The organism is Streptomyces sp. BK79, from assembly GCF_044142145.1.
Taxonomy (GTDB): domain Bacteria; phylum Actinomycetota; class Actinomycetes; order Streptomycetales; family Streptomycetaceae; genus Streptomyces.
The window spans coordinates 126409-146933 of record NZ_JBHVOC010000002.1 but is presented as its reverse complement, the minus strand read 5'-3'; the positions used below and the strand labels follow the sequence as shown (position 1 = coordinate 146933).

General features: G+C 73.1%; 18 protein-coding genes. 7 read left to right on the top strand and 11 right to left on the bottom strand.

The genetic code is table 11. From position 1 onward, the window contains the following. Positions 1 to 3: 3 nt before the first annotated feature. The 5 genes from ACFIF2_RS02695 to ACFIF2_RS02675 all read right to left on the bottom strand — a co-directional run bounded on the left by ACFIF2_RS02695 (position 4) and on the right by ACFIF2_RS02675 (position 5015). Positions 4 to 813, bottom strand: coding sequence for an endonuclease I family protein (locus ACFIF2_RS02695; RefSeq protein WP_395570814.1), 810 nt, complete (start codon positions 811 to 813; stop codon positions 4 to 6). A gap of 148 nt (positions 814 to 961) precedes the next feature. Further along, positions 962 to 3223 carry an ArnT family glycosyltransferase gene (locus tag ACFIF2_RS02690; RefSeq protein ID WP_395570813.1) on the bottom strand — a complete coding sequence of 754 codons (2262 nt, stop codon included), beginning with the start codon at positions 3221 to 3223 and terminating at the stop codon, positions 962 to 964. A gap of 74 nt (positions 3224 to 3297) precedes the next feature. Next, positions 3298 to 3906 (bottom strand): hypothetical protein, encoded by a 609-nt coding sequence (locus tag ACFIF2_RS02685; protein WP_395570812.1) that lies wholly within the window; start codon positions 3904 to 3906, stop codon positions 3298 to 3300. 94 nt (positions 3907 to 4000) lie between these two features. Next, entirely contained in the window at positions 4001 to 4228 is a 228-nt protein-coding gene (locus ACFIF2_RS02680; RefSeq protein ID WP_395570811.1) for a DUF397 domain-containing protein, read from the bottom strand. Beyond that, positions 4221 to 5015, bottom strand: a complete 795-nt coding sequence (locus ACFIF2_RS02675) for a Scr1 family TA system antitoxin-like transcriptional regulator (RefSeq protein ID WP_395570810.1) — start codon at positions 5013 to 5015, stop codon at positions 4221 to 4223. The genes ACFIF2_RS02680 and ACFIF2_RS02675 overlap by 8 nt, the downstream gene beginning before the upstream one ends. Positions 5016 to 5177: 162 nt before the next feature. Between ACFIF2_RS02675 and ACFIF2_RS02670 the strand changes: the two genes are divergently transcribed. After that, positions 5178 to 5504, top strand: coding sequence for a hypothetical protein (locus tag ACFIF2_RS02670; protein ID WP_395570809.1), 327 nt, complete (start codon positions 5178 to 5180; stop codon positions 5502 to 5504). Beyond that, positions 5501 to 5776 carry a hypothetical protein gene (locus ACFIF2_RS02665; protein ID WP_395570808.1) on the top strand — a complete coding sequence of 92 codons (276 nt, stop codon included), beginning with the start codon at positions 5501 to 5503 and terminating at the stop codon, positions 5774 to 5776. The genes ACFIF2_RS02670 and ACFIF2_RS02665 overlap by 4 nt, the downstream gene beginning before the upstream one ends. A 15-nt stretch (positions 5777 to 5791) precedes the next feature. Here the strand turns inward: ACFIF2_RS02665 and ACFIF2_RS02660 are convergent, their stop codons facing one another. Beyond that, the gene (locus tag ACFIF2_RS02660) at positions 5792 to 6163 is read right to left on the bottom strand and encodes a hypothetical protein (RefSeq protein WP_395570807.1); all 372 of its coding nucleotides are present in this window, start codon (positions 6161 to 6163) and stop codon (positions 5792 to 5794) included. 90 nt (positions 6164 to 6253) lie between these two features. Between ACFIF2_RS02660 and ACFIF2_RS02655 the strand changes: the two genes are divergently transcribed. The 4 genes from ACFIF2_RS02655 (at position 6254) to ACFIF2_RS02640 (ending at position 13070) form a co-directional block, all read left to right on the top strand. Next, positions 6254 to 7255 (top strand): esterase-like activity of phytase family protein, encoded by a 1002-nt coding sequence (locus ACFIF2_RS02655; protein ID WP_395570806.1) that lies wholly within the window; start codon positions 6254 to 6256, stop codon positions 7253 to 7255. Positions 7256 to 7343: 88 nt separating this feature from the next. Beyond that, entirely contained in the window at positions 7344 to 11075 is a 3732-nt protein-coding gene (locus tag ACFIF2_RS02650; protein WP_395570805.1) for an ABC transporter ATP-binding protein, read from the top strand. Between the two features lie 83 nt (positions 11076 to 11158). Beyond that, the gene (locus ACFIF2_RS02645; protein ID WP_395570804.1) at positions 11159 to 11551 is read left to right on the top strand and encodes a hypothetical protein; all 393 of its coding nucleotides are present in this window, start codon (positions 11159 to 11161) and stop codon (positions 11549 to 11551) included. 94 nt (positions 11552 to 11645) lie between these two features. Further along, positions 11646 to 13070, top strand: a complete 1425-nt coding sequence (locus ACFIF2_RS02640; RefSeq protein ID WP_395570803.1) for a S28 family serine protease — start codon at positions 11646 to 11648, stop codon at positions 13068 to 13070. A 52-nt stretch (positions 13071 to 13122) separates the two neighbouring features. On the opposite strand, the gene ACFIF2_RS02635 is transcribed toward ACFIF2_RS02640, so the two are convergent. The 3 genes from ACFIF2_RS02635 to ACFIF2_RS02625 form a co-directional block, all read right to left on the bottom strand. Further along, complete coding sequence (locus ACFIF2_RS02635) at positions 13123 to 13791, bottom strand: hypothetical protein (protein WP_395570802.1); 669 nt, start codon at positions 13789 to 13791, stop codon at positions 13123 to 13125. A 126-nt stretch (positions 13792 to 13917) separates the two neighbouring features. Then, positions 13918 to 15765, bottom strand: a complete 1848-nt coding sequence (locus tag ACFIF2_RS02630) for a glycoside hydrolase family 3 protein (RefSeq protein WP_395570801.1) — start codon at positions 15763 to 15765, stop codon at positions 13918 to 13920. Between the two features lie 446 nt (positions 15766 to 16211). Further along, positions 16212 to 17150: a LysR family transcriptional regulator gene (locus ACFIF2_RS02625; protein ID WP_395570800.1), complete on the bottom strand. Its 939-nt coding sequence runs from the start codon at positions 17148 to 17150 to the stop codon at positions 16212 to 16214. A 111-nt stretch (positions 17151 to 17261) separates the two neighbouring features. On the opposite strand from ACFIF2_RS02625, the gene ACFIF2_RS02620 reads away from it, so the two are divergent. Beyond that, positions 17262 to 18209, top strand: a complete 948-nt coding sequence (locus ACFIF2_RS02620; RefSeq protein ID WP_395570799.1) for an EamA family transporter — start codon at positions 17262 to 17264, stop codon at positions 18207 to 18209. Between the two features lie 14 nt (positions 18210 to 18223). Here the strand turns inward: ACFIF2_RS02620 and ACFIF2_RS02615 are convergent, their stop codons facing one another. After that, on the bottom strand, positions 18224 to 19024 hold the full coding sequence (locus ACFIF2_RS02615; protein ID WP_395571037.1) for a sugar phosphate isomerase/epimerase family protein: 801 nt from the start codon (positions 19022 to 19024) through the stop codon (positions 18224 to 18226). A gap of 297 nt (positions 19025 to 19321) precedes the next feature. Continuing rightward, entirely contained in the window at positions 19322 to 20368 is a 1047-nt protein-coding gene (locus tag ACFIF2_RS02610; RefSeq protein WP_395570798.1) for a LacI family DNA-binding transcriptional regulator, read from the bottom strand. Between the last annotated feature and the right edge of the window lie 157 nt (positions 20369 to 20525).

Genomic DNA, 20525 nt, shown 5'->3' with positions numbered 1-20525 from the left:
CGGCTACCAGATCGCCTCGACCCACTCGGGGTGGTCGACGAACGGGTTGCGGTTGTGCTGGTAGGAGTCGTGGATGACCTGGTTGCGGCGCTCCTCGAAGGCGTCCGGCGGGTCCTGGTCGTTCCACTCCTTCAGGACCGACAGCCGGCCGTGCAGGGGCACGCTGCCGTTGGTGACGGCGTCGTTGGGCTCCAGGTCGGGCCAGCTGTCGCCGCCCTCGTAGCGGACGGCCATGTAGAGGATCATGCGGGCCACGTCGCCCTTGACGGCGTCACGCGGCTCGAAGGAGTCGGAGTCGGTGAGGCTGCCGCCGGAGTTGGTGAAGCCGCTGCCGCCGTTGTCGAAGTCCTTGTTGCCACGGATGCTGTTGACCTGTACGTCCTCGGGACGCAGATGGTGCAGGTCCGTACCGGGGCCGGCCGAGGTGCCGAAGTCGCCGTGGGACTGCGCCCACACGTGCTCCCGGTTCCAGTTGCCGGTGTTGCCGCCGTTCAGCGTCTTGCTGCGGGAGATCCCGGAGTAGAGCAGCTTGACGTTGCCGCTGTTGTCCGGGTCCTGATCGGTGACCTTCAGGGCTTCCCAGACGGCCGAGTACGAGAGCCTGGTCTGGTCGCTGATGATGGTGTGGAGCGACGACTTGAGGCTGTCCCCCGTCTTGCCGATCGCGTCCTCGTAGTAGGTCTCGTCGTAGTCCGCGGCCGTGGTGCGGGCCGTGGCCGTGGTCGCGGTCAGTGAGGGGGCGGCGAGGCCGGCGAGGACGGCGGCCGTGGCGAGCGCCACCGCTTTCCGGCGCCGGGTGCGTATCGCGATCATGTGGGGTGTCCGATCTACGCGGGTGGAGTGGAGCGGTGGATCGAGCGTGACATGGACATGTGGGAGGCGGGGTGTACGCCGCGTGTCGATTGCGTGACGAGGGCCCCGGCCGTGGTGGCCGGGGCCCAGGTGGGGGATGGGGCGGGGATCAGTCCAGGTCGGAGGGGTCCAGCCGGTAGATGCCCGAGGAGGTGCCGGCCGAGGAGGACGTGCCGCCGTACTCGCTCGCCGCTACGGCCGTACCGTGCTCCCGCACCCACTGGGTCACCTCGGAGGAGGTCCCGGAGCCGCCGCCCATGCCTCCTCCACCGACCTGGACGTAGTGCAACTCGCCCTTCTTCACGAGGTTCTTGAGGCTGGCCAGGGTCATCGCGTTGTCGCTGCCCGACCAGCCCCACATGGAGATCACGGGTTCACCGCTGCTGAGGATGAGCTGGGCGGCGCTCTGCGAACCGGACACGGCCAGCAGCCACTTGGCGCCGTCCTGGTGCTTCTTGAGGTAGGCGACCAGTTCCGCGCTCGCGCCGCCCATGCCGCCGCCTCCGCCGAAGCCGCCGGTACCGCCCGGCTGTCCGCCCGCGTCCGTGCCCGTGCCCGTGCCTGCGTCCGCGTCCGTGCCCGCATCCGCGTCCACGTCCGTGCCCGTGGTGTCGTCCGTGTCGGTGTCGTCCGAGTCCGTGCTGCCGGTGCCCGTGTTGCCCTGCGGTGGGGCGCCGTTCGGGGGCGTGCCGGTCGTACCGCCCGCGCCGCCGGGAGCCGCTGGGCCGTAACCGCCGTCGCCGCCTCGGCCGTTCTGCGGCGGCTGCCCGCCCGAGGCACCGCCACCGTCCCCGCCGCCAGGACCGCCGTCCCCGCCGCCCTGGGCCCCGCCCCGACCGCCGCCCGGGCCGCCGATGCCGCCGCCCGTCGTCGGGCCGGCCGTCGGGTTGGTGCCGCCCATGCCGCCGCCCGAACCGGATGGCACCGACCAGGCGTACGCCGCCGGACCGGCCACCCCGGCGACGACGGCCGCCGCGACGGACACCGCCAGCAGCCGCACCCGGCGCCCCGAACGGAAGGCGAGCAGTCCCGCGATGGCCAGCGCCATGACCACCGCGATCGTCGGCCACAGCCAGGAGTTCCAGCCGGCGGCGCGGCGCAGCAGCACGATCGCCCAGACCCCGGTGACGCCGAGACCGAGCGGCAGTACCCACACCCAGCGCCGGTCGGCCCGGAAGGCGCGCAGCAGCATGACCCCGCCGCCCCCGCACAGTGCCGCGATGCCCGGGGCCAGCGCGGTCGTGTAGTACGGGTGCATGGTGCCCTCGGCCATGCTGAAGGTCATGTAGTGCAGGACCGTCCAGCCGCCCCACAGCACCAGCGCGGCGCGCGTGAGGTCGGTGCGGGGCGCCCGGCCGCACAGCACCAGGCCGCCGACGAGCGCGAGGCCCGCGAAGGGCAGCAGCCAGGAGATCTGGCCGCCGAGGACGTCGTTGAACATCCTGCCGATCCCCGCCGCGCCCGAGAAGCCGCCTCCTCCGCCGCCCCCGCCACCGCCGCCCATGGTGCCGTCGTTGCCGAGGATCCGGCCGAGGCCGTTGTAGCCCAGGATCAGGTCCCAGGCCGTGCCGTCCGTCGAACCGCCGATGTACGGCCGCTCGGAGGCGGGCACCAGGGACACCGCCGCCGCCCACCAGAAGCTCGAGACGGCCAGGGCGACGGCGGCGAGCACCAGGTTCCTGATCCGCTTCGGCCGGCCGAGGTCCGTGGCGTACAGGTACACGACGAAGACGGCGGGCAGCGCGATGTACCCCTGGAGCATCTTCGTGTTGAACGCCAGCCCGAAGCAGGCCGCCGAGCCCAGCAGGGGCAGCAGCCGCCCGCCGCGGACCGCGCGCAGGCCGAGGGCCGCCCCGCCCACCATCAGCAACACCAGCAGCGTGTCGGGGTTGTTGTCCCGGTTGATGGCGACCGTGATCGGGGTCAGCGCCAGCACCAGCGCGGCGACCGCCGCCGCGCCGTGCCCCCACACCCGCTTCACGGAGCCGTGCAGGATCCAGATCGTCGCGAGCGCGGCCACGATCAGGGGCAGCATCATCTGCCAGGTGCCGTAGCCGAGGAGGCGGCACGACAGGCCCATGACCATCAGGGCGAGGGGTGGCTTGTCGACGGTCAGGAAGTTCCCCGCGTCCAGCGAGCCGAAGAACCACGCCTTCCAGCTCTCCGTTCCGCTGAGCACGGCGGCGCTGTAGAAGCTGTTCAGCCCGGCCCCGGACAGGTTCCAGGAGTACAGGACCGCCGCCAGGGCGAGGATCGCCAGCAGGGCCGGGCGCGACCAGCGGGGCGCGCCCGGTGCGGCGGAGGACGGGGCGGCGGGGGACGGTACGGGCGGCTCGGCGGCCGCGTGCGGTGGAGCGGTGGCAGATGTCACCGCACCACCGTGTCCACGGCCGATGGGCGAGGACTGTGCTCCGACTGGGGGTCAGCTGTGAATCCGGGCCGGGTTCAGCCGGCGCCGGCCCACGGGGCGAGCAGGTCGCGCAACAACCCGGCGAAGGCGCCGTCCAGGGTCTCCTCCCGTTCCTGGTCGCCGACGGCTTCGGGACACAGGGCGGCGGGACGGGCGATCCACATGATCTTCCAGGGCCTGGAGTACAGCGCGGCGTCGCTCCACACCCCGCCGTGCGGGGCGAGGGGGTGCAGCAGGTCGCTTACGCGTTCTGTCACCACCCGCACCAAGGGGCCCTCGGTCGCCGTGTGCGCCCGGGAGAGCACCGTGGGGGAGGTGCGGGCGACGGCCGCCGTCGTCGGATGGCGCCGGACCACGCGTACGACCTGCGTCAGATGCGCGACGATGCCCGGAACGGTGCCGTCGCTGGGATGCGTGCGGCCCGCGACGTCGAAGGCGTCCGCGAGGTCGACCGCCAGCGCGCGCACGTGAAGCGCGGAGGCGGTCTTCCAGTTCGAGTAGAGGAAGTTGCGCGACGTTCCGCAGGCGCGGGCGATGGCGGTGAGGGACGTGTCCAGACCGTCGGTGCGCATGAGGGTGCGCACCGTGCTGATCACATGGCCGGTGCTGAGAGGGTCGCGGTCGTGCCAGAAGGGCGGGCTCATGGCCCTATGGTCGGGAGAAAGCGTGAGCAGTTGGGGGTGGAATGCCACTGGGGCGCTCGGATGAGCGAATGGAGGACAGATGAGGGGGGTGTGTTCACGCTTTTGAGGGAGAGGGGGCTTCCTTGAGGGCCGTGACGAAGGACGCCCACCCGCCGACCGAGAAAACCACCGCCGGCCCCGCCGGCACCTTCGAATCACGCACGGGCACGCCACCGGGATACCCGTCCACCACCTCCACACAACTCCCGCCCTCACTATTGCTATGAGTTGAACGCCGCCACCCTTCCAGCACGGCAGCGTTCGGGAAGCTGTGGTCAGTCATGGCGTCCGTAGTCCTTCGCAACATCTCTGAGCAGGGCCAGTGAGTCCCTGAGTGACATGGAGTCGCTCAATGCGAGAGCGTAACGAGTCTCGAACTCTCGTACCACGGACGGGGAATCGTGCAGTTTCCCGACTCCCAGGCCCTCGGTGTACGCCACGGGCGGCTGGTCCTCGAACCGCATCAGCGTGAGCATGCCGTCCATCAAGGGGTGGAAGCCGATGTCCTGGGGGAGGACGTGCACGCGGATGCGCCCGCGCTCGACCAGGCGTGCCAGGTGTGTCACCTGTTCCGCCATCACGGCAGGGCCGCCGACGACTCGACGCAGTACGGCTTCGTCCAGGAGCGCCCATAGTGCCGGACCTCCCGAAGCGTCGAGCACCTTCGCGCGCTCGAGCCGTGTGACAACGAGCCTGTCACATTCCTCTTCACCCAGGCGGATGAAGGACGTGCCCAGAATCGCTCGCATGTATGCCTCGGTCTGGAGAAGGCCGGGCACGTACGACAAGGCGAACTCCTGGATGGAGACGGCTTGCTGTTCGAGCTGCCGCGCCACCTCGAAGTACTCGGCGACCGCGACCTCCTCCTCCGGAAGGAAGCTGCTCAGTACATCTCCCGTGTTCAGGGCTTGGTCCAGCCGCCGCGCGTCCTCCTTGGACGGCACCCGGCGCCCCGCCTCGACGTGGGCGATGTGCGACCGCGTCATGATGGCCAGCTCGGCCAACCGCTGCTGCGTCAGACCCGCCGCCTCACGCTGCTGCCTGAGCCAGTCGCCGTAGATGCTGCTCATCCGTTCGACTCCCGTGTGACAAAGGCGCCGTCACATCCGCACCCCTGGCGAGCCTAGCTCCGGCCATCTCACTCTGTACGCGTATCGCTACGGATAGCGAGACCCCCGCGACCGTCGCACCGGTCCGGGGGCATGGCCACCGACCACCACGGAGTCGACGACATGCGTCACCGTATCGCCCGCCTCGCCGGGCTGTCCCTGCTTCCGCTGCTCGACCTCCTGCTGCCGGGCTCGGGTCGGCGCCGCCGACGGCGACCTTCATGGCCGGCGCCCACCGCACCCCCGTTCCCCGCTGATGTCACCGCCCGCCGCACCGGCACGCCCGCGCTGCGCGGCGAGGAGAACGCCCTGGTCCGCCCCTACCTCCTTGCCCACGAACGGCGCGAGGAGGCCCGCCGGCAGCGGTCCCGGCGGCTGGTGCTGTGGTGCGCGGTGCACGGCATCGACCTCGGGCCGAGGGTGATCCACGGGGTGGAGGTGGCACGGTGAGCCCCGTCCCGCGCCCGGCACGGCTGCTGCCCTGGGCGGGTGCCGAGGGCAAGCCCTGCTACCTGCTGTCCGACGGCGACGGACCGCTGTCCCGGATGGCCGATGCCGTCGAGCGCACCCAACTGAGCATGGCGGAGGACCTGCTGGACCACGCCGCCGACCTGCTCGCCGACCCGCGGGCGACGCCCGACCAACTCCGCTTCCTGCTGGCCCGGATGTGCGAGGCGCTGACGGACGTGCACCGCGTCGCGCGGAGCCGGGGCGGGCGGTGAACCGAACGCGGGCCGTCAGTCGACCAGTTCGGGAAAGGTCTCCTTGAGGGAGGTGAGCTGAGCGCGGTGTCCGGCGTTGAAGGCGGCCAGTTCCGGTGGGCTGAGGTTCTTGTCGAGGGCGACGGCCTGCGAGGGGATCAGCGCCGGCAGGGCGCGGAACACCTCGCTCGCCGCCTTCGCGTGCCGGCCCTTCTGGACGGCGGTCACCAGGGCGTCGAGGAGATTCAGTTCCAGATCCTGGATCCACTTGCGCGGGCGGTCCTTGCCACCGAACGTGTCCTCGACGGACGGCTTGGGAGCGTTGGAGTCGACGAGGAACTTCAGCACCCGCAGCGTCGCGTACAGCCGTCCCGCCACCCGCTGTCCGCTTTCCCTCTGGTCTGGCATGGCTCATTACTTGCCAGACAGACCCTCTTGAACCCTGCCTTTCGAGAAGCGGCCACCTTCCGGCCACCCCCGCGCCCTAATCTCCCGCCCATGCGCCCGAGAACCCTCCGTACCGCCCTCGCCACGCTCACCACGGTCCTCGCCGCGGCCGGCTGCCTCACCGCCGCCGGACCGGCCGCCGCCGCGCAGGACGCGCGGGAGAAGCCGGCAGGAAACGCGTGCTCGCCCGCCGTCTCCCTCACCGGCTACTGGGACGCCCTCGACGGGACCACCCACGACGGCACCTACGTCGGCAACCTCTCCGCGCTCGCCGGAGACCGGCGCGGTACCGTCGCCGCCCTGTCCGACCGTTCCTCGCTCTTCCGGCTGGACGCCCGCACCCTGGAGCCGCGGGACGTGGTCCCGCTCGCCGACGAGAGCGGCGCGGCCCTCGACGCCGAGGGATTGGTCGCCGACCGGGACGGCACGTACCTCGTCGCCTCCGAGACCGAGCCGTCCGTGCGCCGCTACTCCCGCACCGGCACGCTCCTCGACCGCCTCCCGGTGCCGGACGACCTGCGCACCGCCCCCGCCGGCCGCGCGCGGGCCAACGGCAGCTTCGAGGGGCTCACGCTCCTGCCCGGCGGCCGGACGCTGCTCGCCTCGATGGAGTACCCGCTCGCCGGTGATCCCGCCGACCTGGTCCGCTTCCAGACCTGGCAGCGGACGGGGCGCGGGGACTTCCGGCCCGGCGACCGGTACGCCTACCGGACGGACACCGGTCTCGGCGTCTCCGAGGTGACCGCGGCCCCCGACGGACGGCTCCTGGTCCTGGAGCGGGGCTTCACCGCCGGCGTCGGCAACACCGTCCGGCTGTACCTGGCCGAGCGGCGCGGCACGGCGTACGGCAAGCGCCTCCTCGCCGATCTCGCCGCCTGCCCCTCCCTCGGCGCCCCCGCCGGCCAGCCCCAGCCCAATCCGCTCCTCGACAACTTCGAGGGGATGGCCGTCACCGGCCGGAGCAAGGGCCGTACGGAGGTACTGATCGTCAGCGACGACAACCAGAACGCCGTGCAGACGACCCGCTTCCTGTGGCTGCGGGTGAGCGCCTGATTGTTGCGGCGGGATGAAATCCCCGCTCGCCCGCGTTGGTGCCTTCCGGTAGATCAGGTGAGCAGGACGACCGACCGGAGGACACGGCGTGGACGCGCAACGGGGATGGGCACGACGACTGGCGGGGTACGCCTGGCGCCATCCCAAGGACGTCGTCCTGGCGCTCGGCGCCTCGCTGGGCGGCATGGCCGTCATGGCCCTGGTCCCGCTGATCACCAAGGTGATCATCGACGACGTGATCGGCACCAAGACCAGGGACATGGCCGTCTGGGCCGGTCTGCTGATCGGCGCCGCGGTCGTCGTGTACGTCCTGACCTACATCCGCCGCTACTACGGCGGCCGGCTCGCCCTCGACGTCCAGCACGACCTGCGCACCGACATGTACGGGACGATCACCCGGCTGGACGGGCGGCGGCAGGACGAGCTGTCCACCGGGCAGGTCGTGGGGCGGGCGACCAGTGACCTCCAGCTGATCCAGAGCCTGCTGTTCATGCTCCCGATGACCATCGGGAACGTCCTGCTCTTCCTGATCTCCCTGGGGATCATGGCGTGGCTGTCCCCGCCGCTCACCCTCGTCGCGCTGGCCGTGGCGCCCGCGCTGTGGTTCATCGCCCGCCGCAGCCGCACCCGCCTGCACCCCGCCACCTGGTACGCCCAGGCCCAGGCCGCCGCCGTCGCCGGGGTGGTCGACGGCTCGGTCAGCGGCGTACGCGTGGTGAAGGGCTTCGGGCAGGAGGAGCAGGAGACCGGCAAGCTGAGGGAGGTCGGCCGCAAGCTCTTCGCCGGGCGGCTGCGGACGATCCGGCTGAACGCCGTCTACACCCCCGCCCTCCAGGCCGTGCCGGCCCTCGGCCAGGTCGCCATGCTCGCCCTCGGCGGCTGGCTGGCCGTGCGCGGGAACATCACGCTCGGCACCTTCGTCGCGTTCTCCACGTACCTCGCCCAGCTCGTCGGCCCGGTCCGCATGCTCGCCATGGTGCTCACCGTCGGCCAGCAGGCCCGGGCCGGCACCGAACGCGTCCTGGAACTGATCGACACCGAGCCCGCGATCGAGGACGGCACCAAGACCCTGCCCGCCGACGCGCCGGCCACCGTCGAGTTCGACGACGTCTCCTTCGGTTACGCCGCCGAGCAGGGCGGGACCAGGCCCGTCCTGGACGGTCTCTCCTTCGAGATCCGGGCGGGCGAGACCCTCGCCGTCGTCGGCTCCTCCGGTTCCGGCAAGTCCACCGTCTCCCTGCTCCTGCCGCGCTTCTACGACGTGACGCGCGGCGCGGTCCTGGTCGGCGGCCACGACGTGCGCGAGCTGACCCTCGACTCGCTGCGGGCCGCCATCGGGCTGGTGCCCGAGGACTCCTTCCTCTTCTCGGACACCGTGCGCGCCAACATCGCGTACGGCCGTCCGGACGCCACCGACGAGGAGGTCGAGGCCGCCGCGCGGGCCGCGCAGGCGCACGGGTTCATCAGCGAGCTGCCGGACGGCTACGGCACCACCGTCGGCGAGCACGGCCTGACCCTGTCCGGCGGCCAGCGCCAGCGCGTCGCGCTCGCCCGCGCGATCCTCACCGACCCCAGGCTGCTGGTCCTGGACGACGCCACGTCCGCCGTGGACGCCCGCGTCGAGCACGAGATCCACGAGGCGCTGAAGGAGGTCATGCGGGGGCGCACCACGCTCCTCATCGCCCACCGCCGCTCCACCCTGGGCCTCGCCGACCGCATCGCCGTCCTCGACCGGGGCCGCCTCGCCGACCTCGGCACCCACGAGGAACTCCAGGAACGCTCCGCCCTCTACCGGCGGCTGCTGACCGACCCCGACGAACTGGGCGGGGTCTCGCCCGGCCACGCCCGTCCCGCGGAGCCGGCCGAGGACACCTCGGTACGCGACGAGCTGGACGCCGAGTTCGACGCCGAGCGGGGCGTCACCCCGCGGCTGTGGACCGGCGACCGCACACCGAAGGACACCGCCCTCGCCGGCACCCCGGCCACCCCGGAGCTGCTCGCCCAGGTCGACGCGCTGCCCCCCGCGGACGGGACGCCGGACATCGACGAGGCGCGGGCCGTCGAGCCCGAGGAGTCGTACGGTCTGCGGCGGCTGCTGCGCGGCTTCCGCGCGCCGCTGCTGATCAGCCTGGCCCTGGTCGCCGTGGACGCCGGCATGGGGCTGCTGCTGCCCGTGCTGATCCGGCACGGCATCGACGACGGCGTCACGCAGGCCGCGCTCGGCGCGGTCTGGGCGGCCACGCTGCTGGGGCTGCTCGCCGTAATCGCCCAGTGGACGGCGCAGACCGGCGAGATCCGCATGACCGGCCGGACCGGCGAGCGGATCCTGTACGCGCTGCGGCTGAAGATCTTCGCGCAGCTCCAGCGGCTCGGCCTCGACTACTACGAGCGCGAGCTGACCGGCCGGATCATGACCCGGATGACGACGGACGTGGACGCGCTGTCGACGTTCCTCCAGACGGGCCTGGTCACCGCCTTCGTCTCCGTCGTCACCTTCTTCGGCATCATGGTCGCCCTGCTGGTCATCGACGTGGAGCTGGCGCTCGTCGTGTTCGCGACGCTGCCGCCGCTGATCATCGCCACCTACTTCTTCCGCAAGGCCAGCGTGAAGGCATACGAACTGGCCCGGGAGCGCGTGTCCACGGTCAACGCCGACCTCCAGGAGTCGGTGGCGGGGCTGCGGATTGTGCAGGCCTTCCGGCGCGAGCACGAGGGCGGGCGGCGGTTCGCCGAGCGCAGCGACGGCTACCGGCAGGCCCGCATCAAGGGACAGTGGCTGATCTCGGTCTACTTCCCGTTCGTGCAGCTGCTGTCCTCGGGCGCCGCCGCGGCCGTGCTGGTCGTCGGCGGCGGGCGGATCGACGAGGCGACGCTGACGACCGGCGCGCTGGTGGCGTACCTGCTCTACATCGACCTGTTCTTCGCGCCCGTCCAGCAGCTCTCCCAGGTCTTCGACGGCTACCAGCAGGCGACCGTCTCCCTGGGCCGCATCCAGGAGCTGCTGCGGGAGCCGACCTCGACCAAGGCCCCCGAGAAGCCGCTCGACACGGCGTCCCTGCGCGGCGAGATCACGTTCGAGGACGTGCACTTCAAGTACGGGGACGATGAAGAAGCCCTCACCGGCATCGACCTGCGCATCCCCGCCGGGCAGACCGTCGCCTTCGTCGGCGAGACCGGCGCGGGCAAGTCGACGCTGGTCAAGCTGGTGGCCCGGTTCTACGACCCGACGGGCGGCCGGGTCACCGTGGACGGGCGGGACCTGCGCGACCTCGACCTCACCGCCTACCGGCACCGGCTCGGCGTCGTCCCCCAGGAGGCGTACCTCTTCCCGGGCACCGTCCGGGATGCCATCGCCTACGGCCGCCCGGACGCCACCGACGCCGAGGTGGAGGCGGCGGCGCGGGCGGTCGGCGCCCACGAGATGATCGCCACGCTGGAGGGCGGCTACCTCCACGAGGTCGCCGAGCGGGGCCGCAACTTCTCCGCCGGGCAGCGGCAGCTGATCGCGCTGGCCCGCGCCGAACTGGTCGACCCGGACGTCCTGCTCCTCGACGAGGCGACCGCCGCCCTGGACCTGGCCACCGAGGCGCAGGTCAACCAGGCCACCGACCGCATCGCGGGCCGCCGCACCACGCTCGTCGTCGCCCACCGGCTGACCACGGCCGCCCGCGCGGACCGCGTCGTCGTCATGGACGCCGGGCGGGTCGCCGAGGACGGCACGCACGACGAACTGCTGGCGCTCGGCGGACGGTACGCGCGCCTGTGGCGCACCTTCGTCGGGGCCGCCGAACCGGAGGAGCCCGTCGGCGCGACGCGGTGACCCTCACGCAACCGTGCGACGGGTGCCGTGCGTCCGTACATCCGTACATCCGTACGGCGGGGAATGGGACGGAGGCGACCGCGGTGGGTCGGGGTGGTGCGGGGACACGACGGCGGCTGGCGCTCGGCACGGCCGTGCTGACCGCGGCGGGGCTGCTCGCCGTGGCGGTGCCGCAGGAGGGGCAGGCCGCCGCGGCGTGCCCGGGCCGCAAGGTGCGCACGCTGCCCTTCGCCACGGGCTCCGTCCTCGTCTACAGACGCGGCGGCCACGTCTGCGCCGTCACCGTGCCGAAGAAGCCCGGCACCAAGCGGCAGATGTCCGTCAGCGTGCAGGCGCGCGGCGGCCGCCCGGTGGTGGACTCGGGGCGGTACGCCTACCGGGCCGGGCCGGTGACCGTGCACGTCGGCACGCGCTGCGTGTGGGTGAAGGGCAAGGTCTCCCGGGGCTCGGTCAGCTCCGGCTGGATCCTGTGCTGAACCGGCTCGTCGCGGCCAATTGCCCATCTCCCCTGGTGTGCGGGTGACTTGCTCCGATAGCTTCCGGCGCACATCCGTTTCACAGGGAGGGTGCATGCGCAAGGCGCTCAGATGGCTGTTGGCGCTCGTGGTGCTCATAGGCACCGCCGGCACGGCGGGGGCGGCCACCGCCGCCGAGCCGAAGGCCGTCGACATCAAGGACAGGCTGCTGTCCATACCGGGCATGAGCCTGATCGAGGAGAAGCCGTACACCGGCTACCGCTTCTTCGTCCTCAACTACACCCAGCCGGTCGACCACCGGCGCCCGTCCAAGGGCACGTTCCAGCAGCGGATCACCGTGCTGCACAAGGACGTGAGCCGCCCGACGGTCTTCTACACCGGCGGCTACAGCGTCTCCACGACCCCCAGCCGCCGCGAGCCGACGCAGATCGTGGACGGCAACCAGGTCTCCATGGAGTACCGCTACTTCACGCCGTCCCGGCCCGAACCGGCCGACTGGTCCAAGCTGGACATCTGGCAGGCCGCCAGCGACCAGCACCGCATCTTCAAGGCGCTGAAGCCGGTCTACTCCGAGAACTGGATCTCCACCGGCGGCTCCAAGGGCGGCATGACCGCCACGTACTACGAGCGCTTCTACCCGCGTGACATGGACGGCGTCGTCGCCTACGTCGCCCCCAACGACGTCGTCAACCGCGAGGACTCGGCCTACGACCGCTTCTTCGCCCGCGTCGGCACCGAGGAGTGCCGCGACCGCCTCAACGGCGTGCAGCGCGAGGCACTGGTGCGCCGGGAACCCCTGAAGGAGAAGTACGCGGCGCACGCGGCCGAGAACGGCTACACCTTCGACACCATCGGCAGCCTGGACCGCGCCTACGAGGCCGTCGTCCTCGACTACGTGTGGGGCTTCTGGCAGTACAGCACCCTGAAGGACTGCGCGAGCATCCCGGCCGACGCCAAGAACGCGACGAACGACGAGATATGGAACTCCGTCGACACGATCTCCGGCTTCTCCTTCTACACCGACCAGGGCCTGGCCCCGTACACGCCGTACTACTACCAGGCGGGCACGCAGCTGGGCGCGCCGACGATCCACTTCCCGCACATCGAGAAGAAGTACATCCGCTACGGCTACCAGCCGCCGCGCAACTTCGTGCCCCGGTCGATCCCGATGAGGTTCGAGCCGTGGGCGATGCGGGACGTCGACACGTGGGTGAAGCACAACGCCCGGCAGATGCTGTTCGTGTACGGCGAGAACGACCCGTGGGGTGCCGAGCCCTTCCGTCTGGGCCACGGCGCGCGTGACTCGTACGTCCTGACCGCGCCCGGCATGAACCACGGCGCCAACGTCGCGGGCCTCGTGCCCGACCAGAAGGCGTTCGCCACGGCCCGCATCCTGGACTGGGCGGGCGTCGCCTCCGCCACGGTGCGGGAGAACCCGTCGGCGGCCAGGCCGCTGGCGTCGTTCGACGCGAAGCTGGACAAGCGGGACGTGCAGCGCGAGCCGGCGCTGCGCCCGTAGTCCCGGCATGACCGGAGGCCGTGCCCGGCCGTCACCGAGCCGCTGCCCCGGCTCACAGTGGCCGGGCGCAGCCCACCGGCCGTTCGCCGCCCAGGCGGACGTAGAGGCCGGTCGAGGCGGGGCAGTCCGTGCGGACGGCGACCGCCTCGACCACCTTGAACTGCGGCTTCCGCTTCCCCTCGCCGTCGCACGCGGTCTCGCGGACCTTGCCGCCGCCGGCGTCGTAGACGCAGTCGCCAACGATGGTGCGCGGCCCGCCCCCGCCGCCCGGGTCGCCGGGGTGCGGCGGCAGGAGGGCGCGCATGCAGGCGTACCCCTGGGGGACGGCACCGTCGCCGTCCTCGTCGGCGGAGGGGCGCTGCTCGCTGATGTGCAGGACGAAGTCGGTGGTGGCGGGGCACGGCGGCCCGTCACCGGCCCGCCCGTCCTCCCGGGCCACGACCCGGGCCGCCGCCCGCTCGCTGTCGCACGGCACCTCGGTGAAACTGACCGTGCCGAACGAGCTGCACTCGTCGATCGCGAGGAACACCGCCCCGTAACCGGACGGCCGCACGGCCGCCGTGACGGAGCCGGACACGGCCTCCCCGGCCGGCGTCCCGTCCCCGTTCACACCGCCGCTGTCCGCGCCCGCCGGGCCCGCCGGACTCTGGCACCCCGTCAGCAGCACGGCGCCCAGCGCCGACAGGGCGCAGAGCACCCCCGCGGCCCGTCTCTCGCGCATCGCCATCCCCCCGGATCCCCGGGTCCAGCGTGACCCGCCGCGGCGGGCCACGCCAGACGCGCGGGGTGCATTGCGCACGGGTGACGGGGGCGCGCCCCCGGCGCGTGGCGTAGCCCGCGCTACGCCCTACGACCGGTAGCCGAGCCCGTGCCCGAGGGGGTACAGCACCGTCGCCGGATCGTCCGCCCGCACCACCGGCACCGGCAGCCTGCCGCGCGGCCGTACCCGGCCGGCGATCACCCGGGCCGCCGCCCGGACCTCGACGTCGGTCCACGAGTAGGCGGCCAGGAAGGCGGGGACGCCGGGCAGCTGGGCCACGTCGTACGGATTGCGGACGGCGACCGCGACGACCGGCCTGCCGGTCTCCAGCAGCCGGGCGACCAGCGTGCGCTGGCTGCTGCCCGCCGTGACGTTGTACGTGGCCACCACCACCGCGTCGGCGTCCCGGGCCGCCGCGACCGCGCGGTCGATGACGGCGGCGGACGGCGCGGTGCCGGTGGACAGGGCGGTGGCCGTGAAGCCCAGCCCCGCCAGCTCGCCGGCGAGGACACCGGTGGGCGGCCCGGTCGTGCCCGACGGGGAGGCGGGGTCGGCGCCGACGACGAGCACCGTGCCGTGCTCCTCGCGCGACAGCGGCAGCAGCGACCCCTCGTTGACCAGCAGCGTGGTGGTTCGCTCGGCGATCCGGTCCGCCGCGGCCAGGTGCGCCCGGGTGCCGACGGTGCGGTCGACGTCCCGGCGGCTGGTGTACGCGTCCCGGAACAGCCCCAGCTTCGCCTTCAGCCGCAGCACCCGCAGGATCGATTCGTCGAGCCGCGCCTCGCTGAGTTCGCCCTCGCGTACGGCGGTCAGGACGGCGTTCCAGGCGAGGTCCAGGTTGGGCGGGTTGAGCAGCTGGTCGACGCCGGCCTTCAGCGCGAGCACCGGCACCCGTTCGTCGCCGTACTTGGTGCGGACGCCCTCCATGCCGAGGGAGTCGGTGACCACGACCCCGTCGTAGCCCAGCTCCTCGCGCAGGATGCCGGTGAGGATGGGGCGGGAGAGGGTCGCGGGGTCACCGGAGTCGTCGAGCGCCGGGACCACCAGGTGGGCGGTCATGATCGCGTCGATGCCGGCTGCGATCGCCGCGCGGAAGGGCGGCGCGTCCAGCTCCTCCCACTGCGCGCGGCTGTGCGTGATCACCGGCAGCCCGGTGTGGCTGTCGGTGGCGGTGTCGCCGTGCCCCGGGAAGTGCTTGGCGCACGCGGCCACCCCGGAACGCTGATACCCCGTCACCTCGGCGGCCACCAGCCTCGCCACCGCCTCCGGGTCGGCGCCGAAGGAGCGGACGCCGATCACGGGGTTGGCCGGGTTGACGTTCACGTCGGCGACGGGGGAGTAGTCCTGGCGGATGCCCATCGCGTGCAGCTCGGCGCCCGCGACCTTGCCGAGGGTGCGGGCGTCGGACGCCGAACCGCCGGCGCCGACGGCCATCGCGCCGGGGAAGAGGGTCGCCGGCTCGCCCACGCGAGCCACTATCCCGTACTCCTGGTCGGTGGAGACGAGCACCGGCAGGCCGCGCGGCAGCTCCAGGGAGGCCCGCTGGATGCCGTTGGACAGGTCGGCGATCTGGTGCGGGTCGCGGGTGTTGTGGGCCCAGGCGAAGTAGATGATCCCGCCGACCCGGTACTTGGCGACCAGCTCGGCGGCGGTGCGGACGCCGATCTCCTTGAGGTTGGCGTCGATGTCGGCCTGGTCGGGGGCGGTGGCGGAGTGGCCGTACACCCGCGACACGAAGACCTGTCCGACCTTCTCCTCCAGCGTCATGCGGGAGATGAGGGCGCGGAGTTTCTCGTCGTCGGGCCTGCGGCCGTCGGCGTACGCCGTGCCGCCGCCGGCCGCGAGGGCCGCGGTGACGACCGCGGTGGCGGCGAGGACGGTACGTCTGGAGGGGTGTGCGGTGCTTCCCGTGCCGGCCGTGCTGCTGTGGTGCACGTGCGCTCCTTCCGGAGTGATCCGCGGGGGAATCGCTGGAGAGGTGCTGAAGGAAACTTCCAAGGAGTCACCAATATCCGGGAAGTTTCTGCCAGTCAAGGGAGCGCACAGGAGTCGCCCGAAGCGGCGCCGACGCACCTCGGGGGCCGCCGCCGGCGCCAGGGAGGGGAGGGCGCCGGCGGCGACGCGCCGCCGGGCGCGGTGCGGCTGGAGAGGGTGGTCGGCGATCGCGGCCGGCAGGCGAGGCCGACACCGCACCGCGAAGACTCGTCCGGCGACGTGCGGATTGGACGACGCGGACGGGGACCGGGTTCCCGGTTCGCGCGGCTTTCCCGAAGTCGGTACGGGCGGGACCACGGGGACGCGCGGGGCGGGGCCGCGCGGGCCGGGGCCGGGGCGCGGCGGGGCCGGGGCACGGCGGGGCCGGGCGCGGCCGGCGGGGGCGCTCAGGCGGCCTCGGCAGGGGCGGCGGGGGCGGTGTGGGCCGAGACGTCCGGCCAGTGGGCCCGCAGGGTGCGTACGGTCTCCGCGATCGCCGGCCGGCGTGCCGCGCCCGCCCGCCACAGCGCGTACAGCCGCCGCACGGGCATCGGATCGAGCGGCACCTCCACCACACCGGCGGGCAGCGGCCCCCGCCCCAGCCGGGGGATCAGCGCGATCCCCAGCCCGGCCGCGACCAGGGCGACCAGCGTCGGGTTCTCGTCGGCCTGGTGGACGATGTCCGGCTCGTGCCCGGCGCCCCGCAGCGTCCGCAGCAGCCAGTCGTGGCACACCCGCCCGGGCGGCTGGCAGATCCACCGCTCGCCGCCCAGCTCCGAGCGCCGTACGCCGTCGCGCCCGGCGAAGCGGTGCCCCTCGGGGACGAGCAGGTCGCACAGGTCCTCCCCGATGGCCGCCTGCTCCACCCCGGCCGGGGCGGGCAGCGGGGCGATGTCCCAGTCGTGCGCCACCACCAGGTCGACCGCGCCCTTCGCCACCAGGTCCACGGACAGGTGCGGGTCGACCTCGGTGAGCCGGGTGTCCAGGGCCGGGTGCCGGCGGGCGAGATCGGCCAGTACGCCCGGCATCAGCCCGCGCGCCGCCGACGCGAACGCGGCCACCGTCAGCCGCCCCGCCGGCACCCCGCGCCGCTCCTCCAGCCGGGTCTCCGCCCGCTCCACGAGCGCCAGCAACTCGCGCGCGGCGGCGGCCAGTTGCCACGCCTCGTCGGTGAGCCGCACCCCGCGCCCCTCCCGTTCCAGGAGGACGGTCCTGGTCTCCCGCTCCAGCTTGGCGATCTGCTGGGACACGGCGGACGGCGTGAAGCCCAGCGCGGCGGCGGCCGCGCCGACGGTGCCGTGCACCGACACGGCGTGCAGGGCACGAAGACGCTGAAGGTCGAGCACGACACGGCTCCCTGGACTCGATCGGCGAGCGGCATTCGTTAGCCGCGCTTCATCCAACCATGCAGCAATCATCGCTGGTGCTTCACGGTCACCGGGCGCGATCCTCGACGCATGCGACCTTCCCACCTCTTCCTCGCCGTGCTCGTCGCCGCCGTCTGGGGCGTGAACTTCACGGTCATCGAGATCGGCCTCGACCACTTCCCGCCGCTGCTCTTCTCCGCCCTGCGCTTCCTGGCGGCGGCGCTGCCGGCCGTCTTCCTCGTGGGCCGTCCGAAGGCCGCCTGGAAGTGGATCGTGGCGGTGGGCCTGGTCCTGGGGGTCGCGAAGTTCGGCCTGGTGTTCGTCGGCATGGACGCGGGCATGCCGGCCGGCCTGTCGTCCCTCGTCCTCCAGGTCCAGGCGGTGTTCACGGCGGTGATCGCGGCGGTGATGCTGGGCGAACGCCCCACCGGCCTCAAGGTCCTGGGCATGGCGGTCGCGCTGGCCGGCATCGGCGTGGCCGCCGTCGACGAGGGCGCCTCGGGTCCCCTCGGCGCCTTCGCCATGGTCATCGGCGCGGCGGCCGCGTGGGGCCTGTCCAACGTGCTGACCCGCAAGGCGTCCCCGCCCGACGCCCTCAACTTCATGGTGTGGGTGTCCACCGTCCCCGTACTGCCGCTGCTGGCCCTCTCCCTCCTCACCGAGGGCCCGTCCCGGGACCTGGCGGCCCTGCGCGGCCTGGACTGGCAGGGCGCGGGCACGATCGTCTTCGTCGCCTGGGTCTCGACGGTCTTCGGCTTCGGCGCCTGGGGCTGGCTGCTGCACCGCCACCCCGCCTCCACCGTGGCGCCGTTCTCGCTCCTGGTCCCCGTCTTCGGCATGTCGTCGGCCGCCCTCTTCCTGGGCGAGTCGGTGACCCCGCTGCGCTGGTGCGCGGCCGCGCTGCTGGTGGGTGGGGTGGCACTGACGACCTTCGCGCCCGTGCGCCGCGGCCGGACCCGGGTGCTGCCGGACGGTGTCCCGGCCGACCCGGCAGGCGTGGGACGGCCCCCGGCACGGGCGGAGGAATCCGTGCGGTGACGTCCCGGCCGGGGTCAGGCCGCGTCGCTGAGCAGCCGCGCCAGGTGCTCGCGCCCCGCGTCCAGCAGTCCGGGCAGCGGGGCGGCGGCCTCGTACCACCGCTTCTCGTACTCCCAGCACAGCCAGCCGTCCCAGCCGTGGCGGGAGAGGACGTCCACGCACTCGGTGAGCGGCAGCACGCCGGCGCCCAGCGGCAGCGGGGTGGTGTCCTCGGCGGAGGCGATGTCCTTCACCTGCACGTACCCGAGGTGCGGGGAGAGGGCCGCGTACGAGTCGGAGGGCTGCTCGCCGCCCAGCCAGGTGTGCATGACGTCCCACAGGACGCCGACCTGACGGTGGCCGACCAGGCCGGCGACGCGCATCGCGTCCGCGCCCGTGCGGTGCGAGTCGTGGGTCTCCAGCAGGATGCGCACACCGGCGTCGGTGGCGTACTCGGCGGCGGTGCCCAGCCGCCGGGCGGCCGTCGCGTCGGCCTCCTCGGCGCTCTGCTCCGTGCCGCCGCCGGGGAAGACCCGGATGTACGGGGCACCCAGGTCGCGGGCCAGGTCGAGCAGGCCGCGGATCTCGGCGAGCACCGCGTCGTCGTCGCCCGGCGCGGCCACCCGCGGGTACCCGGCCAGACCCAGCAGCTCGACCCCCGCGTCCTTGAATCCGGCCGCCACCGCGGCCCGCTCGTCGGGGGTCAGGCCCGGGTGCACCGGTTCCTCCGGGTGGGCGCGCAACTCGACACCGTGGTAGCCGTGCGCGGTCGCGAGCGCCAGCACGTCGGCCAGGGGCATACCGGGGACACCGAGGGTGGAGAACGCCAGCTTCATGGTGACGGAGAGTACCCCCGCCACGGAACCGCACTCCTTTTCACGGTCACGGTGTCGCCGAGCACGCCCCGTGCGCCCACCGCCGCCCGCTTCCCGACGCCGGCCGGCATCACCCAGCCCGCCCGCTTGTCCACGCCGGCCGGCATCGATCAGCCCGTCCGGTGTTCGAGGACGAGGCCGTTCAGGCCGACAGCGGGGGCCAGGGGCGGCGGCCCCCGGCGACACCCGCACCGGCACACGGCACACGGCACACGGCACACGGCACACGGCACACGGCACCACGATTCCCACGGTGCCCTACCCCCGAGGCCCCCCGGAGGACCCCCGTACCATCAACTCCCCCCGCACCGTCGCGATCCCCCCGGGCGGCGCCTCCTCCCGCCCCATCGCGATGCGCCCCGCCCGCGCCCCCGCCTCGGCGAGCGGCAGCCGGACCGTCGTCAGCGCGGGTACCGCGTCGATGCTGAACGGCAGGTCGTCGAAGCCGGCCACCGACACGTCGCCCGGGATGCCCCGCCCCGAGTCGCGCAGCGCCGCGCACGCGCCCAGCGCGACGGAGTCGTTCGCGGCGACGACCGCCGTCAGGGACGGGTCCCTGCGCAGCAGCTCGAGCGTGGCCTCGTACCCGGACTGCCGGTCGTAGCGGCCGTGGACCGTCCAGCGGGGGTCCTCCTCGATGCCGTGCGCGGCCAGCGCCGCGCGGTGGCCCTCCAGCCGGTGCCGGGTCGTGGTCCGCTCCTCGGGCCCGGCGATGTAGCCGAGCCGCCGGTGGCCGAGCCCGATCAGGTGCTCGGTCAGCTCCCGGCCGCCCCCGCGGTTGTCGAAGGTCAGCGCGATCGCCCCGGTCCCGGGAGCCGGCGGCCGCCCGCACAGCACCACCCGCGTCCCCGCCTCCGCCAGCTTCCGCAGCTTCGCCGCCACGGCCGCCTGGTGCGCCGCGTCCTCCATCGCCCCGCCGGTCAGCACGACGGCCGCCGCCCGCTGCCGCTGGAGCAGCGTGAGGTAGGTCAGCTCGCGCTCCGGGGAGCCGCCGGTGTTGCAGACCACGGCGAGTCTCTCGCCGCCGGCTCTGCCGCCCGGCCCGCCGATCTCGGACTGGATCGCGCCGGCCATGATCCCGAAGAAGGGGTCGGCGATGTCGTTGACCAGGATCCCGACCAGGTCGGACGTCGCCGCCGCCAGCGCGCTCGCGGGGCCGTTGAGCACGTAGTCCAGTTCGTCGACCGCCTTGAGCACCCGCTCGCGGGTGGATGCGGCCACGGGATAGTTCCCGTTGAGCACGCGCGACACCGTCGCGGGGGAGACCTGGGCGCGGGCCGCCACGTCCGCCAGGGTCACCGTCATGTCCTCGTCCTCCGCCTCACGCCTGTGCCGTGCGCCGTCTCGGCCGTCCCGGGTGACCTTACGACCGTCACCCGCCGTTGTTCGCCCCGTCGAACAACTCGCCCGGAACACGGTCTTGTCCAGACCACCGTCCACAGGCTAGCTTCGTAGCGTATAG

Bases quoted from the DNA above. Each gene is read 5' to 3' on its own strand.
- ACFIF2_RS02635 (WP_395570802.1), bottom strand. From the start codon at position 13,791: ATGCGCGAGAGACGGGCCGCGGGGGTGCTCTGCGCCCTGTCGGCGCTG.
- ACFIF2_RS02675 (WP_395570810.1), bottom strand. From the start codon at position 5,015: ATGAGCAGCATCTACGGCGACTGGCTCAGGCAGCAGCGTGAGGCGGCG.
- ACFIF2_RS02640 (WP_395570803.1), top strand. From the start codon at position 11,646: ATGCGCAAGGCGCTCAGATGGCTGTTGGCGCTCGTGGTGCTCATAGGC.
- ACFIF2_RS02655 (WP_395570806.1), top strand. From the start codon at position 6,254: ATGCGCCCGAGAACCCTCCGTACCGCCCTCGCCACGCTCACCACGGTC.
- ACFIF2_RS02670 (WP_395570809.1), top strand. From the start codon at position 5,178: ATGCGTCACCGTATCGCCCGCCTCGCCGGGCTGTCCCTGCTTCCGCTG.
- ACFIF2_RS02680 (WP_395570811.1), bottom strand. From the start codon at position 4,228: ATGACTGACCACAGCTTCCCGAACGCTGCCGTGCTGGAAGGGTGGCGG.
- ACFIF2_RS02660 (WP_395570807.1), bottom strand. From the start codon at position 6,163: ATGCCAGACCAGAGGGAAAGCGGACAGCGGGTGGCGGGACGGCTGTAC.
- ACFIF2_RS02615 (WP_395571037.1), bottom strand. From the start codon at position 19,024: ATGAAGCTGGCGTTCTCCACCCTCGGTGTCCCCGGTATGCCCCTGGCC.
- ACFIF2_RS02610 (WP_395570798.1), bottom strand. From the start codon at position 20,368: ATGACGGTGACCCTGGCGGACGTGGCGGCCCGCGCCCAGGTCTCCCCC.
- ACFIF2_RS02685 (WP_395570812.1), bottom strand. From the start codon at position 3,906: ATGAGCCCGCCCTTCTGGCACGACCGCGACCCTCTCAGCACCGGCCAT.
- ACFIF2_RS02695 (WP_395570814.1), bottom strand. From the start codon at position 813: ATGATCGCGATACGCACCCGGCGCCGGAAAGCGGTGGCGCTCGCCACG.
- ACFIF2_RS02620 (WP_395570799.1), top strand. From the start codon at position 17,262: ATGCGACCTTCCCACCTCTTCCTCGCCGTGCTCGTCGCCGCCGTCTGG.